The sequence below is a fragment of the Membranihabitans maritimus genome (assembly GCF_021729145.1).
In the GTDB taxonomy this organism is placed as follows: domain Bacteria; phylum Bacteroidota; class Bacteroidia; order Chitinophagales; family Saprospiraceae; genus Membranihabitans; species Membranihabitans maritimus.
In genome coordinates this window covers 114,655-132,288 of sequence record NZ_JAJSLW010000005.1, presented here as the reverse complement: position 1 = coordinate 132,288, position 17,634 = coordinate 114,655, and the positions used below count along the sequence as shown (strand labels likewise).

Annotated in this window: 12 protein-coding genes; 4 read left to right on the top strand and 8 right to left on the bottom strand. The window is 37.7% G+C overall.

Annotation, left to right across the window (positions count from 1 at the left end):
* Nucleotides 1–234: 234 nt before the first annotated feature.
* On the top strand, nucleotides 235–1,965 hold the full coding sequence (locus LVD47_RS07405) for a dynamin family protein (RefSeq protein WP_236974945.1): 1,731 nt from the start codon (nucleotides 235–237) through the stop codon (nucleotides 1,963–1,965).
* Here LVD47_RS07405 and LVD47_RS07400 read toward each other — a convergent pair.
* Nucleotides 1,948–2,913 (bottom strand): DUF3078 domain-containing protein, encoded by a 966-nt coding sequence (locus LVD47_RS07400; RefSeq protein WP_236974943.1) that lies wholly within the window; start codon nucleotides 2,911–2,913, stop codon nucleotides 1,948–1,950. The genes LVD47_RS07405 and LVD47_RS07400 overlap by 18 nt on opposite strands.
* A gap of 74 nt (nucleotides 2,914–2,987) precedes the next feature.
* Complete coding sequence (locus LVD47_RS07395) at nucleotides 2,988–4,025, bottom strand: PA0069 family radical SAM protein (RefSeq protein WP_236974941.1); 1,038 nt, start codon at nucleotides 4,023–4,025, stop codon at nucleotides 2,988–2,990.
* Between the two features lie 445 nt (nucleotides 4,026–4,470).
* Between LVD47_RS07395 and purL the strand changes: the two genes are divergently transcribed.
* Both purL and LVD47_RS07385 read left to right on the top strand, forming a co-directional pair.
* Entirely contained in the window at nucleotides 4,471–6,705 is a 2,235-nt protein-coding gene (purL, locus tag LVD47_RS07390; protein WP_236974939.1) for a phosphoribosylformylglycinamidine synthase subunit PurL, read from the top strand.
* Nucleotides 6,702–7,772: a peroxiredoxin family protein gene (locus LVD47_RS07385; RefSeq protein ID WP_236974938.1), complete on the top strand. Its 1,071-nt coding sequence runs from the start codon at nucleotides 6,702–6,704 to the stop codon at nucleotides 7,770–7,772. The genes purL and LVD47_RS07385 overlap by 4 nt, the downstream gene beginning before the upstream one ends.
* A gap of 347 nt (nucleotides 7,773–8,119) precedes the next feature.
* On the opposite strand, the gene LVD47_RS07380 is transcribed toward LVD47_RS07385, so the two are convergent.
* Nucleotides 8,120–8,875 carry a TrmH family RNA methyltransferase gene (locus tag LVD47_RS07380; protein ID WP_236974937.1) on the bottom strand — a complete coding sequence of 252 codons (756 nt, stop codon included), beginning with the start codon at nucleotides 8,873–8,875 and terminating at the stop codon, nucleotides 8,120–8,122.
* Nucleotides 8,876–8,903: 28 nt separating this feature from the next.
* Here LVD47_RS07380 and tamL point away from each other — a divergent pair, with 28 nt between their 5' ends.
* Nucleotides 8,904–11,222 (top strand): translocation and assembly module lipoprotein TamL, encoded by a 2,319-nt coding sequence (gene tamL, locus LVD47_RS07375; RefSeq protein WP_236974936.1) that lies wholly within the window; start codon nucleotides 8,904–8,906, stop codon nucleotides 11,220–11,222.
* 572 nt (nucleotides 11,223–11,794) lie between these two features.
* On the opposite strand, the gene LVD47_RS07370 is transcribed toward tamL, so the two are convergent.
* From LVD47_RS07370 to LVD47_RS07350, 5 genes are all read right to left on the bottom strand, one after another.
* Nucleotides 11,795–13,714 carry a T9SS type A sorting domain-containing protein gene (locus LVD47_RS07370; RefSeq protein ID WP_236974935.1) on the bottom strand — a complete coding sequence of 640 codons (1,920 nt, stop codon included), beginning with the start codon at nucleotides 13,712–13,714 and terminating at the stop codon, nucleotides 11,795–11,797.
* Between the two features lie 268 nt (nucleotides 13,715–13,982).
* Nucleotides 13,983–14,963 (bottom strand): bifunctional heptose 7-phosphate kinase/heptose 1-phosphate adenyltransferase, encoded by a 981-nt coding sequence (locus LVD47_RS07365; RefSeq protein WP_236974934.1) that lies wholly within the window; start codon nucleotides 14,961–14,963, stop codon nucleotides 13,983–13,985.
* A complete protein-coding gene (locus LVD47_RS07360) occupies nucleotides 14,950–16,185 on the bottom strand; it encodes a 3-deoxy-D-manno-octulosonic acid transferase (protein ID WP_236974933.1) in 1,236 nt (411 codons plus the stop codon). Before LVD47_RS07360 ends, LVD47_RS07365 begins: the two co-directional genes overlap by 14 nt.
* Before the next feature lie 100 nt (nucleotides 16,186–16,285).
* Nucleotides 16,286–16,903, bottom strand: a complete 618-nt coding sequence (locus LVD47_RS07355) for a hypothetical protein (protein ID WP_236974931.1) — start codon at nucleotides 16,901–16,903, stop codon at nucleotides 16,286–16,288.
* Nucleotides 16,904–17,010: 107 nt separating this feature from the next.
* Nucleotides 17,011–17,625 carry a riboflavin synthase gene (locus LVD47_RS07350; RefSeq protein WP_236974929.1) on the bottom strand — a complete coding sequence of 205 codons (615 nt, stop codon included), beginning with the start codon at nucleotides 17,623–17,625 and terminating at the stop codon, nucleotides 17,011–17,013.
* Between the last annotated feature and the right edge of the window lie 9 nt (nucleotides 17,626–17,634).

Genomic DNA, 17,634 nt, shown 5'->3' with positions numbered 1-17,634 from the left:
ATTGTTTCCTTTCACAAAATACTAAACAATGGACCCCTGAGGATGTAGAAGCTCCCATCCAACATTTTAATAATGGCCATACACCCTTCAATGGTAATTGATTTACCTCGAGTTTACGCCTAGAGACTTAAAGCATCCATCACCATTTCACAACAAGTAAGTCTTTCTAAAATTTATTAAATATCTTTATCTATTGTCAGGAATCGAACTTTATTAACCAAAGACCATAGAAATATGACATCGCTTACCAACAAAAAATTACTTCCCTATTACGAAAGGATCAAGGATGTAGTCGTAAAGCTGGGGATACAAGCGGCAAAAATAGACAATAGCGACACCCAAGCCACCGTAGATCAATTGAAACTGCGGATAGATGAACCCTTTTTATTTGTGATTGTAGGAGAAGTTAAAGCGGGTAAAAGTAGCTTTATTAATGCCTTATTGTCAAGCCAGGAAGAATTGTGCGCAGTGGCTCCGGATCCTAAAACGGATACGATCCAGCAAATAAAATATGGGAAAAATAGGGATGAAATAAAAATTAATGATCATCTCAAACAGATCTATTACCCGGAACCGATCCTGAAGGAAATTTCAATCGTCGATACCCCGGGTACCAATACAATCATCGAAAACCATCAGCAAATAACCGAGCGATTCGTCCCAATATCTGATTTGGTAGTATTTGTTTTTGAAGCCAAGAACCCTTATCGGCAAAGTGCCTGGGATTTTCTCAAATTCATAAATGAAGAATGGAAGAAAAAGGTCATTTTTATCCTACAACAAAAGGATTTAATTAACGAAAAGGACCTGTCCACAAATATTAAAGGGGTGATCAACCATGCCTCCGGACAAGGGGTTCCCAATCCCGAAGTTTTTGCAGTATCCGCCCTGGATGAATTAGAAGGGCAGACTGAAAAAAGCGGGTTTAAGAAACTTCGCGAATACATACTATCCAACATAACCGGAGCAAAAGCACTCATCTCCAAAATTCAAAATCTTTTAGAATTAATAAATACATTAAATAATAAAATAAATGATGGCTTACAGGCGCGAAAACAACAATTTGAATCTGACAGGGCCTTTCGAAAGGACGTAGACGAAACAATCACCAACCACGTTCACAACGCCGAAAAACAAGTAGATACGCTGGTGGGAAATATTCTTACCGGATATGATAAAGCTACCTTAATTAGTGAGCGCGAACTAAAGGAAGGTCTATCTTTTATGCGCTTAATCAAAAAATCATTTAAAAGTATATTTAGTAAAAAAGAATCCCCGCAAGCGTGGTTGGAGTCCATAAAAGATGAATTAGAGAAAAACCTGAAGGATGAAATGACCAATCGGTTGCAGGATGGCGTCAATGACCTGGCAGATAATATTCAGAATATGGCGAAAGTGGTAGAATTGAAAATACTCAAGAATAAAACCGTACTGAAAGATAATGATGAACTCTTTGGTCACATTGCAGAAAAAAGACGCCTGGTAATTGAAGATTTGAAAAATTCATTCCAAAATTTTATAAAGGATACAGAAAATTTTGGAAATAAAGACCTGATTGCGCAGAGCCAGTCGATCAGTCCCGGTATAGCCACAGGTAGTGGATTGGCAGTAATAGGTATAATTCTCACCGCCGTAACAAACGGGGCGGTTTTCGATATAACCGGAGGTTTGATTACTACTTTAGGAATCTTATTTGCGGGGATCACTACAGGAATAAAAAGGAGGAAAATCTTAAAAACATTTTCAAGAGAAGTCATCGATACGCGAAAAAAAATTGAAGGAGAACTTTCTCAGAAACTCAATGAATATATCCTGATCATCAAAACCAAAATCGAAGAACAATTCACAGACTTTGACAAATTATTGAAAAACGAAAAGGAAGAAATTCAAAATATGGAAGTAATTTTTGATGAAATAAATGCCGAAATATTAAATATCCGGGATCGGTTAGAAAGAATGGGTTAACCCTACATTGATCGATTCACTAAATTGAGTTCTTGGGCCGGTTCGACCGGTTGCCTCTCCATTTTCGTCAAAAATCTCAAATTGTATATCTTCATCGTAAATTAAATTACCCAGAATATCAACGGTGATGTGATTATTGACCTTCATTTTTATTTTACTTTCAATATTTACATCAAAGTTTCCGAAATTGGATAAATGATTGGTAAAGAAATCAGCTCTGGATTGCAATGTTATATTTTCCATTAACGTAAATGACGCCACAAATTTCACTAGACTTCCCAACTCAAATCGATACATATCCTCACGAAATTTTTCAGGTAAATACTGGACTGCTGAGAGTGAATCTCTTACGACAGTTATTTTACCATTTATAGGGGTATAATATATATCGAGTTTATTTTTAGTCTCCTCCTCATCCTTCTTTTGTAAGAGATTCTTGACATTTAATCCCGAACCGATATCTATAGTCAATGGAGAAGCAAATTTACCGTTATAAGCATCTCGCATCCCAGCCTTATTAATTTTGTAAGTCTCTGTCATAAAAGTTCGGGTCGTCATGACAGCAGATAAAAACATCTTATCAGAAAACTTATATCCATAATTTCCAGTCATTTCCAATTTATCCCTGTTTTTTATCCACTCCTGCTTATCCCTTTTCATTAAACCATACTGGATATTGGTACTATATGTAAAATTGTTCTTATCCTTTTTATAGATGGCTTTCCAATCAAAGGCTCCACCAAAAGTGATATTATTGAACCCACTCCCCTTCCAATATTCACTATAGGCAATTTGAGATAAATAAAGGGTAGCATCATTTTCAAAACTCCAGTATGATTTTTCTTCTTCCTGTGCCGCGGTATCTGCTTTTTCTCCATCATTAGACTGGGCGGCGCAATAAACATTATTAAGAAGTAAAGAAAAAAGCAAAGCGAAAAAAAATCTCATTCTGGAATCGGTTTTGATTTCATTAATTCCTAAAATAACGTGCAGTTTGGTTACAAATATTGTATATATTTTTTTTAAAATAAAGATAACTGGGATGTATTTTTTTTATAATATTCATTCCGTTGAAATTCAAAGGGAATCACGTTGTTAAAATGGGTATTTTTGGCTAAATGAAAAACTTGCTTTATATGCTCGGAATACGTACCTTTTCCTGATTTCCTTCCATTTCTTGCCGTCGAGGTCGTTGAACCATTATGTACAGACCGCAATAAATTCAAAACTTTGTTCTTTCGATCCGGGTAACAATGCTCTAACCAATCTTCAAATACATCATATCCAAATTCGTCCAATCGAAGTAACATATAATTTATATCAGCCACTCTCCTATTTTTAAGCTCTTTTGCTACTGCCATAAGTTCGTAGTCATTAAGCCCCGGAATGACGGGAGCAATCAACGCTTCCACTCTAATACCTTCGGTTGATAACTTTTCCGCAGTTTTCAGCCGCAGAGGAATTGAGCTGGCCCTGGGCTCCATATTTCGTCTCAACTCATCATTCAGTGTATGGATACTAAAATGTACTTTCACCAGTCCTTTCTCTGCCATTTTTTTCAGGATATCAATATCCCTGGTTATAGACCCGCTCTTTGTCACAATTGAAACCGGATTACCATATTTCAGACAAACCTCCAAAATCTTTCTGGTCACGCCATACTTTATTTCAGCCGGTTGGTAACAGTCAGTATTCCCGGACAGGGCAATCACATCCCCTTCCCAATTTCCGGACCTGATTTTTTTCTCCAGCAATTCAGCAGCATTGGTTTTTACATAAATAATGGATTCAAAATCCAGGCCTGCATCGTGATCCAGGTACAAATGGGTCTTTCTCGCATAACAGTATGTACAGCCATGCTCACATCCCTGATACGGGTTCATACTATAATAAAAAGGAAGATCCGGACTCTCCACTTTGTTCACGATGGATTTCGCTTCTACCTCCCGAAATATTGTTGACCTTTTTTTGTCAGGATCATTGATGCGTGAATCAGATAATCGGTGATATGGATTCTCAGTATATTTCCTGGCACCACGACTATTAAAACTTTTCCCCATTTCCGAAAAAATTTCTGTGAATGTTAATGTAACAAAACCTCCATAAAATAGATTAAATAATATGGTAATATTTATTAAACAACCCGTGTTCATTGAAATTTTAAGATTCAGAGTACTTGAGAATAGTGAGGTTCGACTAAAAGGGGCGGATACATAGTGGACTATTTAGAGCTCCTGTTAGGAAAAAACTCCCTGTTTTCAAGGGGTATCTCTTTAATACTATTATTCAAGAGTGGATCGATAAGGTGAAACTACTGCGTTCTCTTCCTTTGCTTTATCTCTATAAAGCCATAGGAAGATGCCTTGTATATTCTCCTTCCAATCCCTCTGAACCTATAACTATTCGTCGAGATCGGGTTAATATAACTCTTAAATAATATATGATACAAATTATTCATGGCCGCAAATTGTATTATATTTGTGCTTTGAAAATAAAACACGCAAAATGCTTGAAGAAGGAATAATGCCGGATTTGTCAACAGCACAAAAACTGGGTTTAACAGAGGAAGAATTCTATAAAATCGAAGAAATTCTGGGACGGACACCTAACTTTACCGAACTCAGTATCTTTTCTGTAATGTGGTCGGAACATTGTTCCTATAAAAATTCAATAAAGTATTTAAAAACTCTTCCGCGGGAAGGAGAAAACCTCCTTGTAGGAGCCGGGGAAGAAAACGCCGGGTTGGTAGATATCGGAGACGGACTGGGATGCGCTTTCAAAATTGAATCACATAACCACCCTTCGGCTATTGAACCTTATCAGGGAGCAGCAACAGGTGTGGGCGGTATTCACAGGGATATATTTACTATGGGCGCCCGTCCAATAGCAGCACTCAACTCCCTTAGGTTTGGAGATATTGAACGCCCTCATACTAAACACTTAATTCGGGGGGTAGTAAAAGGAATAGGGGATTACGGAAATTGCCTGGGTGTGCCTACTGTAGGGGGAGAAGTATATTTCAACGATTGTTATAATCAAAATATCCTGGTCAATGCAATGTCCGTAGGCATAGTAAAAGAAGGTCAGACGGTTTCTGCCAGCGCAGATGGCCCGGGGAACCCCGTATTCATTGTAGGATCCGCAACTGGTAAAGACGGAATCCATGGTGCAACCTTTGCATCTGCTGACCTCACCGAGGATAGCGCAGATGACCTGCCTGCCGTCCAGGTCGGCGACCCTTTTCAGGAAAAATTGTTATTAGAGGCCAGTCTGGAAGCTATTCAGACTGGAGCCATTGTCGGCATGCAAGATATGGGAGCAGCTGGAATCACGTGTTCCACATCTGAAATGAGTGCTAAAAGCAAAACAGGAATGCGGATTGATCTCGATAAAGTTCCTACCCGGCAAAGCAATATGCAGCCGTTTGAAATTTTGCTTTCTGAATCGCAGGAGAGAATGCTGATTGTATGCAAAAAAGGTCAGGAGGATAAATTGCTAAAAGTTTTTGATAAATGGGATTTGGAATGTGAAATTATTGGAGAAGTAACTAATTCGGGAAGATTGGAATTCTTATCCAATGGAAAGATTGTTGCAGACGTTCCATCCGAACCATTAGTATTAGGAGGGGGTGCGCCCGTTTATGACAGGGAATATGAGGAAGCTAAATATTACTCAAAACTCAGAGATATAAATGCAGGGACCATTGACGAACCCAATGATTATATTGCCGCCGCTGAAGAATTAATGAGATCCCCTAATCTGGCATCCAAGAAGTGGATATACGAACAATATGACCATACGGTGCGTGTCAATACAATGAAAACAAATCGTCAATCCGATAGTGCTATAGTCAGGGTGAAAGAATCAGAAAAAGCATTGGCGATGAGTGTGGATTGCAATTCCAGTTTCGTCTATGCAGATCCCTATATTGGAAGTATGATTGCCGTATCGGAAGGTGCCAGAAATATCGTTTGTTCAGGGGGAAAACCAGTAGCTATCACCAATTGTCTGAATTTTGGGAATCCCTATAATAAAGAAGTGTACTGGCAATTTGTCAATACAATAAAAGGTATGAAAGACGCCTGTCTGAAATTCAATACCCCGGTAACAGGCGGTAATGTAAGTTTTTACAACCAAACAGTGTTACCTGACAAAGTAGAACCCATTTTCCCTACCCCTACGATAGGAATGTTGGGGCTATTGGATTCCGTAGATGATTTCTTGAGTTTAAGCTTCCAGGATGAAGGAGATGTTATTGTCCTTATAGGCAAAAATATCTTTGATCTCAACAATTCCGAATATATAAAATGGAATCATAAAATAAAAGACTCTAAGGCACCATATTTCTCTCTGGAAGATGAAGCTGATGTTCAAACGACAGTGTATGAAGCCAACAAGTTGAAAGTATTAAAGTCTGCACATGATATTAGTGATGGGGGATTATTCAACTCTATATTGGAGTCGTGTTATGAAAATAGCATGGGGGTTAAAATTGACGCCCCGGAAGAATTGAGAAAAGACAGCTTCCTTTTTGGTGAATCTCAGTCGAGAATCATTGTATCAGTTGATCCAAAAAAATTAGAAGCATTAGAAAACATTTCACATCAAAATTCAGTTCCAATTACTAGACTTGGAACAGTTACCAAAACGAATCTGGATATAGCAGGTATAGATTTTGGACACGTTTCAAAATGGAAAGAATTATTTGAAAATTTAATTGAGGAAAAATTAGAAAAATGAAATTATTAAGGTATACCCTATTTGTCATTTCTCTATCATTAGTTTTTATTTCCTGTACTGAACAAAAAGAAGAAGTTCAGTTTGAACTTTCCGGTAAAATTACCGATGCAGGAAATAAAGCCATTAGTTTGAACAGAGTTACCCTAACGGGTCAAAAATCTTTAATAGCATCCACAACCGCCGATGACCGCGGAAATTTTTTACTTACAACTGACAAAGCCCTTGAGGAAGCAATTTATCAATTTTCCGTCGGTGGCAAAGGAGTGTCTTTTGTGCTAAATGGGCAGGATCGCAAAATCAATATCAATGGATCATTCCACACACTGGAACAATATGATTTTGATCTTACAGGATCCCAATTAACCGGCAGTCAAACCCTGGCCTATGAAAAAATAATAAAAAAGCAATGGCCCAAACCGATGCTGGTTGATTATTTCAACAATCAGGAAAATGCATTAGTAGCTATTCAGACTGGAATCGCCTTTCTCATGGGAAGTCCTGATGATTATGCATACGTACGCGAAATTGTCAATAAAGTTGACGCAGAAATGCCAAACTCCCCTTATACCAGGGAATTCAAGGAATTTGTAGAATACTACGATAAAAAAGCAGCACAAAGTACCGGTAGTGCGGGTAGATTTGCAGTTGACATCGGACAACCGGCTCCGGATATCGCACTCCCTAATCCAGAGGGTGAAATCATGAAATTGTCTGACCTCCGTGGAAAAGTAGTATTACTGGATTTTTGGGCTAGCTGGTGTGGACCTTGCAGGAGAGCAAATCCCCATGTGGTTTCCCTGTACAATAAATACAAAGACGAAGGCTTTACAGTATATTCCGTATCATTGGACCGAAATGGCCAAAAACAAAGATGGGTACAGGCTATAGAACAGGATAAACTGGCCTGGAAAAGTCATGTTAGCGATTTGAAATATTGGCAATCCGCCCCTGCCCAAAGATACGGGGTACGCGCTATTCCCGCCACATTCCTTATCGACCGTGAAGGGGTAATTCGCAAATTAAATCCGAGAAATACGCTGGAACAGTCAATTAAAGAATTGTTATAGGAATCAGTACGAATATCTCACAGAGAGAAACCTCTTGTCCTGAGGTCAAGCATATCTGAATTCTAGTTGATATGATAATTGCTTACTGGACCTTATGACATTCCGGATCTACACATCACCCAGGGATGTTCTATTATATTTTGGGAATGGTTGGTACCTGAAGTAAATAAAAAGTACTGTACATTACAAAGCAAAAATTGTTGCAAAAAATGGGATCGTGTAGAATCCTATTTCATTTCCCATAAATATGAATGTTGAATTCTGAAAAGAAAAGTGATTGTGTTGTACAGATGAACCATGTTGGCAGGCAAAAAGGCTAAATAATACAGATAGCAATAACCTTAGAATTATCCTTTTCTCCCTCTCAATTTTACACTTCGCAAAGTCAGCAATGAAGTATAAGCCATGGATACATTTAACGATTCTGAAAAGGATTTCCGGCTGGAAGGAATCGTAATTCTTTCGGGGTTTAATTCCTGTACAAAACGAGAGATACCATTGCCTTCATTTCCCATTATTAAAATTCCTTCATCCGGCCAATCAAAAGTATAAGCATCCTCTCCTTTCATATCTGCAGAAAGCATTTTCACCCCGGAAGTTCGTAAAAATTCATATGAAACCATTGATAGTTTAATATTAAAAAGGCTACTCATACTTGCCTGAACAGCTTTTTCATTAAATGGATCTACCGTACCGGGTCCAATAAGGACATTTGTTATACCAAACCAATCGGAGCTTCGAATTATTGTACCTAAATTACCTGGATCCTGTATACCATCCAGAAATACAGAAAATTGATTTCTTACTGTGGCCTGTTCCCAATAATAATCCGGAATATTACATACTGCGAGAACGCCTTGTGGATTCATTAAAGAAGACAGTTCTTTAAAAGTCTTACCACTGGTTCTGAATAGATTATCAGAACTAGGGAAATTAGAATTCTCGTCCACAACGATGAAATCAATTTTTGCAGGATCTACATTCGATAATTCAAGAATCATCTTTTCACCTTCCAGGATGTATTTTTGTAATTTATATCGATATTTTCTTTGTTTTAAAGAGCGAATCAATTTTATTTGATTTTTAGACAATAATTGACTCATAGTTTGGTTAATTTACGGATGAAGTAATATGAGGAATCTCAAAATCCCGATTTTTGCCGTTTGTTTACTAGCATTACTGATTTCTTCCTGTAATGTTACCAAATTTATTGGAGAAGATGAATATCTGCTAACGGACTATCAAATTGAAGTGGAGGGTCCAATTCCTACACGTGATCAAAAAATATTGGAAAGTGAAATTTACTACCTGGATTCCCTCCAACAAATTGAAAAACAAAATTGGAGAATTTGGCTCTATTATAAATATCGGGATGCAGATACGGGGACTATAAAAAACTTTATCTACAGACAGGCAGCAAGTACCCCCAATATTTATAAAACCGGAGCAGGTATAGGGGTCACCGATATTATTACCCGCTATTTAATGGAAAAGGGTTATTATGATGCCACCACTCGTTTTGCTGAAACCCTTAGGAAGAGAAAAGCATCAATAAGCTATGATATAAATACAGGACCGCTATATACTATAGCCAGTAAGGAAATTATTTTTCCCAACCCGGAAATTCAGGAGCTCATTTCATCTTTTGATAATGAGTCCCATATTAAAATTGGGGATGTCTTATCCTTCAATGCGTATGAAAAGGAGCGGAATCGAATATCGTCAATTATGCAAAATAACGGTTATCCCTATTTTACCCCTTTGAATATCAGTAAAAGACCGGAAGCCGTAAAATTAGATACCGAAGTAGATGTCAAAATTGAAATCCAGGAAGGTACAGATAGTACCACCCTTAAAAAGTATTTTTTTGGAGATATTGTAGTTAACCATAATTTTGACCCTCTCCAATTTCATGCCGTCAGTGATACAGCTACTATCGATGGGATCCAACACCTGAACTTTGACAGTGGCAAATCACTGGATAAACAGGTTATGAGTTCCATTATACCTTTCCGGAGGGGAAGTGTATTTGATGCAGGCGAATTGGAAGAAGCACGGCAAAATATTCTTCGCTATAACATCTATTCATCCGTACTGATCCAAAGGATACCTTCTCCTGTGAATCCCAATATACTCAATATCTATTTTATTCTTACTCCGTCCAAGAAGTACGAATTCAATGTTAACTTTGACTTTAATAATACAGAATTCTCCTCCAGAAGTTTATTGGGAATTTCACTGAGCCCTGAAATCTCTAATAGAAACTTCTTTGGTAAAGGGGAAAATTTAACCAGTGGGCTGGAGTTTGTCTCCGAATTCAATCCCTGGGACCGCGATAATAATATATTTCAAACCTTCATCCTTGGTTTACGTAATAATCTGAGCATCCCAAGGTTTGTAGATTTCCTGGGAACATATAAACTATTAAAAAAACCCTTCCCTGAATTTTACGAGACACTGGAAAGCAATGGACTGAGTTCGATCAATCTGGACTATGATTATGTTCTCATTGATAGTTTTTATACCTATCATTCATTCGAGTTTCAATTGGGCAATAATTTCAACTGGGCTGCAGGGCGAAACAGTTTGAGAATTAATACATTAGGTATTAATGTATTCTTCCCGGAACTTGGTCCGGATTTTAATGACAGATATGAATTTATTCGAAGATCCATGGAGCCACAATTGTTTACCGGCCTGGTATTTAATAATGCGCTTTTCACTCATGTAAGTCAAAAAGATTACGCCCGTCGACAATATACCTTTAATGGTAATTTTGAAGTATCCGGGCTGGAAATGATGTTAGCTAATTATGCTATTAATCAATTTCAGGATACTATACGGCTTTTCGATAGATTTGAGTTTGCCAAGTTTGTTAAGCTCGATCTGGATGGGCGATTTTCGAAAGATTTATCTGCAACCACATCATTTGCCTCTCGGTTAAATGTCGGTATTGCCTTACCACTTCCCGGTTCCGAAACAATACCTTTTATCAAACAGTTTTTCCTGGGAGGACCTTCCAGTATGAGAGCATGGAGGATTCGGGAATTAGGCCCCGGATCTTTAGTTGACTCCGTGGTACTCAATCAAGAATCTAACATCCCCTATGCTCAGGTGGGAGACCTCAAACTGGAGATGAATGCGGAGTATCGGTTTCCCTTATTTTGGAGATTGAACAGTGCGGTATTCCTGGACGTGGGTAATATCTGGAGCCTGGACAATATGACAAAGCCTGAAGCGCAATTCGGTGCCGACTTTTGGAAGGAGATGGCTATAGGCACCGGGACAGGACTCCGCATAGACCTCACTTTCTTTATTTTACGCCTGGACCTGGGAATCAAACTCAAACTTCCGTATCGCCGCGAAAATGGCAGTTATTGGGCGTTCTCTAAGTTCAGTGATTACCTTACACAATCCAACCTTAATTTGGCGATTAGTATGCCTTTTTAATTGGAAATATGAATATACAACAGCTTTCAGCAACTAAGTTTTTTAATTTCTCCCCTACCTCCAAATAGAAATAATATAAACAACTTACTACCTACACCAGCGGTTTCAAAAAACTTTTATTTCAAAGATAAATACATGGAATAACATCTAAACCATATCCAAACCATCTATACCAGGATAGTACTAAATGCTTAACCTCGCAGGTCCTTGTATACACATTTGGACCCGTTACTTCACATCCATTATCCTTCGAATAAGGTTTGTAATTTCTTCAGGTAATTATATGGTCATTGGAAAGCATACAAAATTTTTGCTTTAAATTTTTCAATGAGTTCTTTTGGGCTCGAATAATTATATGGTAAGGAGAAATATTATCTTATTTTCACTTTAGCCCTTTCCATGCCAGGAACTTGCTTTGACTAAATCGATACTGACTTATATCCATTCACCCTCGTATAGTTATTGAGGTGTAAATAACTGGGCTATACTACCTTACATAACAAAAAAGTCCCTGCAAATTCACTCCGCAGGGACTTTTAATTGGTTATTTTCTATTTATTAATCTCAATTATTTAATGCAAGACTGATATCTTTTTAACCTTTGTTCCTTCGCTTGAATTCACTTTCAAGAAATAGGTACCGGTTGGATAGGTACTCACATCATAACGGATTCTTCCCTGATAAAAGTTATCATTTACTTTCATATCAAGGATTTTACCAGTTGCATCCGTTAAATATGTTTGAATTTTTTGCGGATTCTCAAGGGACACATCAATATTCACGTAATCTTGTGCCGGATTAGGGAAAATAGAAACTTCTGTCTCTGCCAACTCCTGTTCATTAGAAGTCATTATGACCTCCAGATCCATACCCACTACAGCAACATCAGAACCCATAGGATTGTTAAATGCCCATCCGTTTACATACACCACGGTACTAATTTGTTGCGGTGACAATGCAGAATAATAGGTTATCCGCTCACTGACTTCGTGAAATAAAGTATTATTGGTATTATCATAAGAAACAGCTGCGATATACCTTCCACCCGGATCCAATACTACAGGATCATCCGTATTTTCAAAGTTGAAAATATCAGCACTGAATCGGCTGAAGACACTGGCATTATCATCCTCGGCAGTATAAGAATACGAACCTATCCCTTCAATCGAAAACGAACTTAAATCTTCATCGGTAACACTTTCAGTAAAATCAAAATTGGAAAAGTCAGGAGCAATATCATCACTAATTTTCAATAAGTATACGATAATACTCTTTCCTTGGAGGGATTCACCACTGGCAAAGTTGGAAAAGTTTATACTTTTGACCCGGATTTCATCATCGAATTCATCCGCCATTTCATAGTAATTACCAATAAGGTATTCCTCAGCTTGATATCGAATTCCGGAACCATCACTTCTATCCGTTTTCCGGAACTTATTTTCCTCGGAAACAATAAAAATTTCTCCTCTGAAGTTATTTGCAAAATTGACTTCGGTGATACCCCCTGGTGTCGTCAATCGATACACCATTACATACGAACCGGCCGCTAAATCATTTGGCACATAAAAATTAGGAACTTCCATCTCCATGGTATCATTGGGGGCCATATTTTCAACAAGAACACTATCCCTGAAGTACTCAACTCCACTTCCGTCATTAGCCCGTACATAAACCTTTAAATAAGCACTATCTACGGTAGCAGTTCCAAGATTTACGATGTCAGCAACAAAATTAAAAGTATCATTGACAATTTGCGAGGCGGGAGTTTCAAAATTGGACGGTACATATTTAAATGCTGTAATCGCAATATCATCCCTTCGACTTCCATAAAACCGAACATCATCTACTCCCCAGAAATAATAATTACCTTCCCAGACAAACTTGACCTGAACATCGGATTCTCCCGCTGCATATTCGGAAATATCAAAAGTCAATTCGTTATTATCAAGAGTATTCCAACGGAAAGTGTTTACCGTATCGTTCAAAGCAATCCGGTTCCAATCTTCACCATTAGCTGTAATTTCCAAATAAGTAGCTGTTTCATTGAAATTATCTATTCCCTCGCCTTCATTGGTATATCCACTAAATCTGTAGTACAACTGGTTAAAAGAGAGGATAACCGTATCTTCAGCTGAAAAATCCAGCGAAGGTGAAACCAATTCAGCAATTTGAGGTGCCGGGCAGGTCCCGTTTCCTTCGTTATTATCTTCCCCGTTGTTATCAAGAAATTCAGAATTTAGTATAACGATACCGCTATCCGGAGTCCTACTATCCAACGTGCCGAAACCAGCTGAATAAATCCCCTGCTCAGTACTTCCATCTTCTACCCACATCCAAAGGGCATTATCACTTGCTGCCCCAGCACATTCCACACTATTAGGTGTCCAATCCTGCATGCCATCGGCAAAGTCAAAATTGTATAATGGATCCTGCGCATGAGAAATCAATGGGATTGCAAAAAGAATTAACAAATAATAGTAAAGTTTCTTCATTGTATAAAATTTGCGTTTAAAATATATTATTAGAACTCGTTTAAATTACGTTTGTGATTAAAAGTACTTTTTTTAACCTATTGAAAAATTAATAATCTCAATACCTCAAATATTCCCTCTTCATTTAAAGGAAATTGGTTTGCCTATTTCATTTTGTAAAATGTGAACTCAATCAGGAGGTGTGCTCTCGTCAAAACCATCAATGAATTCTCCGTATCATTCACAATAAATATAAAATTAATATTTGTATTTGGGTAATCGACCTTAATTAAAGATTCATTTCTGACTTTAACATCTTTATATCTATGGGTACTACCCCGGGAAACCGACAAACAATATGTCCCGCCAGGTTGGATATCCGAGCGATTTGTTCATCATCAAACCCATTCAAGTAACTTACCGCCACGGTACTGATTACGGTATCCCCAGCTCCACAAACATCAGAAATTGCTCGCTGCAAGGCCGGAATATAAACTCCGCTTTCACCTACCCGCTTCAAAAATAATCCTTTATCCGATAATGTGATTAAGACGATCTCGCACTGAATGATTTCCTGTATCCGTTGGGAGATCCGATCAAGCTCAGTCTCATTAACTTCAATTTTATGACCCAGAATTTCTTCAGCCTCTTTCAAATTGGGCTTAAACAATGTGCAACCACCATAATACTTTATATTCTCAATTTTAGGGTCCACAAACATGGGAATACCATATTTACTAGCTATCGAAATAGTATGCTGAATGACCCCAGGAGATAATACACCTTTATTATAATCCTGTAGTATAATTCCATCCGGCGGTTCTTTTACCAACACGGATTCAATAACATTTATCAAAGTATTTTCAAGTTCGGCATTATTGTGTTGCCGTGTTTCCCGGTCTACCCTCAACAGCTGTTGATTTCGGGCCATTACCCTTGTCTTCAAAGTGGTATTCACACCTGGGTATGTAATAAGGTTGTCCGTACAAATATCACTTTCATTTAATAATTTTGTTAATTCCTCCCCCTCTTCATCATCCCCTTTTACCGCAATCAAAGATGCGTCAGAGCCTAATGCTTTTATGTTCAGGGCGACATTGGCAGCACCCCCGGGCCTATTGTCTGTAAATTCATAATCCAACACAGGAACCGGTGCCTCGGGTGAAATACGTGATACCTTACCGTACAAGTATCTATCGAGCATAACATCACCGATTACTACAATAGAATTTTTACTATCAATTAAGCGTTTTTCCCTATCTTTTCCCATTACTATACTCTAAATCTCTTTTTATCTTACTAACAATACTGTCCGTTGCCCCGGAATTCGATTCCAAATATATCTTAATTTTGTTTTTAACCTGTCCGTTGATATCCTCTTTAGCAAAATATTGTAAAGCTTCGATTAATTGATCCGCATTAGCAACGGATTTTCCAATACCACTTTCAATAAAGTTTACGGCCTCATTAAATTTATGATATTTCGGTCCAAAAATTACCGGGAGACCATAAGCTACAGGCTCAAGCGTATTATGTATGCCGGTTCCGAAACCACCGCCGATATAAGCCAAATTCCCATACCTGTAAATCCTGGACAACAACCCTATCCGGTCAACTAGTAATATCTTTGGCGACGGAGACACATGAGTATCAATTTCTGAATACAATATTACGTTATCTCTACCTATTCTATCCTGAATTGAAATAATATGGTCTTTATGTACTTCGTGAGGGGCAATTATCCATTTCCATTCTGGGAACGCCTGAATGGCTTTGACTATGATTTCTTCATCGGGTGGCCATGAACTTCCCACAATAATGGTAAAGAAATCACCAGAAAAATCACTTATTAGTTTATTCTCATAACTGTTGTTTGCCAATTCAATTACCCGGTCAATTCTGCTATCCCCTGAAATACTCATATTATAAACGCTCTTCGAATGTAGAATTTCCTGCGAACGTTGGTCCTGGACGAATATCCAGGAAGCTCCCCTGATTAAAGTAAAAAAGGAAGAAAATAAACCTTTCATAAAGAATTGACTTCTTCTAAAAACAGATGAGATGAAATAATAAGGAATTGTATTCTTTTTAAGTAAATAAAGTGTATTAAACCAAAACTCATACTTGATAAACACAACTACCTGAGGTTTAATTCTTAATATAAATTTTGACATTAAGATATTACTATCGTATGGCATATAAAAAACGTAATCAGCGCCATCATAATTCTTCATCTTTTCAAATCCACTGGATGAGAAAAAAGTTAACACCATTGGTATATCACTATAGGTACGTTTGAGGGATTCAATGACCGTTTTCCCTTGTTCAAATTCACCCAGAGAAGCTGCATGAACCCAAATACACGTTTCAAGAAATGGAACTTCCTGATTTCTTAAGCCTTCGTTCCTTTTACCTAGCTTTTCAACAAAAACTCCCGCTATTTTCAAGATGAATAGTGAAAGTCGAATCAGGATGTTATAAAGATGTAACATGTAGTCATTTAAATTACCACAATCTTACATAAAAATTTAATTTCCAGATTACACTAAGCGGAATAAATTCAATAACTCGATGTATGCTTTAGATTTGATATCATTTGTATACCGGAAATCCATCAACTTCTATCCAATCTACCCGCGAGCAGGCATTCGACCCTCCTCCTCTCATCAGGTCTGTCCAACCAATTTCCACTATTTTGGATAGGTCAGGTTGCGCAACCGGTTGTAATTCAATTATGTTTTCAATATCCAGTTCCATCCAGGTCAAATCAGCAATATTTATTTCTCTAATTCGCCAATCTTTTGATTTGCCATCTAATGGATTACTAACCAGCCAATTACCATTATAATCTTTAAGAATTACATGAAGACTTCTATATCCAGATTGCTTTGATCTCCACCGAATTTTTGCTTGTTTCGACAAATCAACATTAGAAGATTTATGGCTCAATGTTACGGCCCAATTGCCTTCACACAATCCGGACCACACATAATACGGATCATCTGCCGGGGTATCGTGATGACTTTTTTTAATTACATCAGCCCCCGGTCCGTATAAATGCAGGGAAATATCAGGATTTGAAATATGCTGTTGATCAATAGGGATTTCTGCGGGTGTTTCTTTGAAATCCTCTCTAAAAAATAATCCAGGTCGATCCTGTCCAAGTAAAAAAACGGGAAAACAAGCCAGGGTCAATAATAAATATTTCATACTTATCCAATGTTACTTTAATAAAGTTAGGAACGAAACTACGCAAATTCTCTAAAAGGTAAAAGTCGCGTTTATCCCTGCAAAGACTTATCTATTATTCTCAATTTTTATTTCGAGTTCCATCCCTTACCATACACCTCCAGATATCTTTCGAGGTATTTGCCGAAAATATCGTATTCAATATTGACTTTTGTCCCTTGCTTCCAAAAATGAATAATAGTATTATCCAGTGTGTAGGGTATAATGGCCACGCTAAATTCCATTTCATTTAACCGGGCCACCGTCAAACTCACCCCGTCAAGAGTCACAGATCCCTGGGGTACAAGCAGATGCCTTTTATGGGGATTTAGTAAAAATGTAAACAAGGTACTACCTTCTACATCCTTTACTGCTGTGCATTCCACTATCTCGTCAACATGCCCCTGAACCATATGCCCATCCATTCTCTTATCCAATGTGACTGACCTTTCAATATTTACCTTTTGCCCATCTTTTAATTTTCCCAAATTTGTCTTTTCCAGGGTTTCATCAATAGCGGTAACCCTGTAAATGTTATTTTCAATATCAATATCCTCTACCGTAAGGCACACACCATTATGGGAGACACTCTGGTCAATAGATAATTCAGGAGTAAGTTCCGATAAAATCCGGAAAACAAAATTTTTACCCTCTTTATGTATAGATTGTACGGTTCCGACGCTTTCTATAATTCCTGTAAACATGTAAATAAA

Bases quoted from the DNA above. Each gene is read 5' to 3' on its own strand.
- LVD47_RS07405 (WP_236974945.1), top strand. From the start codon at position 235: ATGACATCGCTTACCAACAAAAAATTACTTCCCTATTACGAAAGGATC.
- LVD47_RS07400 (WP_236974943.1), bottom strand. From the start codon at position 2,913: ATGAGATTTTTTTTCGCTTTGCTTTTTTCTTTACTTCTTAATAATGTT.
- LVD47_RS07395 (WP_236974941.1), bottom strand. From the start codon at position 4,025: ATGGGGAAAAGTTTTAATAGTCGTGGTGCCAGGAAATATACTGAGAAT.
- purL (WP_236974939.1), top strand. From the start codon at position 4,471: ATGCTTGAAGAAGGAATAATGCCGGATTTGTCAACAGCACAAAAACTG.
- LVD47_RS07385 (WP_236974938.1), top strand. From the start codon at position 6,702: ATGAAATTATTAAGGTATACCCTATTTGTCATTTCTCTATCATTAGTT.
- LVD47_RS07380 (WP_236974937.1), bottom strand. From the start codon at position 8,875: ATGAGTCAATTATTGTCTAAAAATCAAATAAAATTGATTCGCTCTTTA.
- tamL (WP_236974936.1), top strand. From the start codon at position 8,904: ATGAGGAATCTCAAAATCCCGATTTTTGCCGTTTGTTTACTAGCATTA.
- LVD47_RS07370 (WP_236974935.1), bottom strand. From the start codon at position 13,714: ATGAAGAAACTTTACTATTATTTGTTAATTCTTTTTGCAATCCCATTG.
- LVD47_RS07365 (WP_236974934.1), bottom strand. From the start codon at position 14,963: ATGGGAAAAGATAGGGAAAAACGCTTAATTGATAGTAAAAATTCTATT.
- LVD47_RS07360 (WP_236974933.1), bottom strand. From the start codon at position 16,185: ATGTTACATCTTTATAACATCCTGATTCGACTTTCACTATTCATCTTG.
- LVD47_RS07355 (WP_236974931.1), bottom strand. From the start codon at position 16,903: ATGAAATATTTATTATTGACCCTGGCTTGTTTTCCCGTTTTTTTACTT.
- LVD47_RS07350 (WP_236974929.1), bottom strand. From the start codon at position 17,625: ATGTTTACAGGAATTATAGAAAGCGTCGGAACCGTACAATCTATACAT.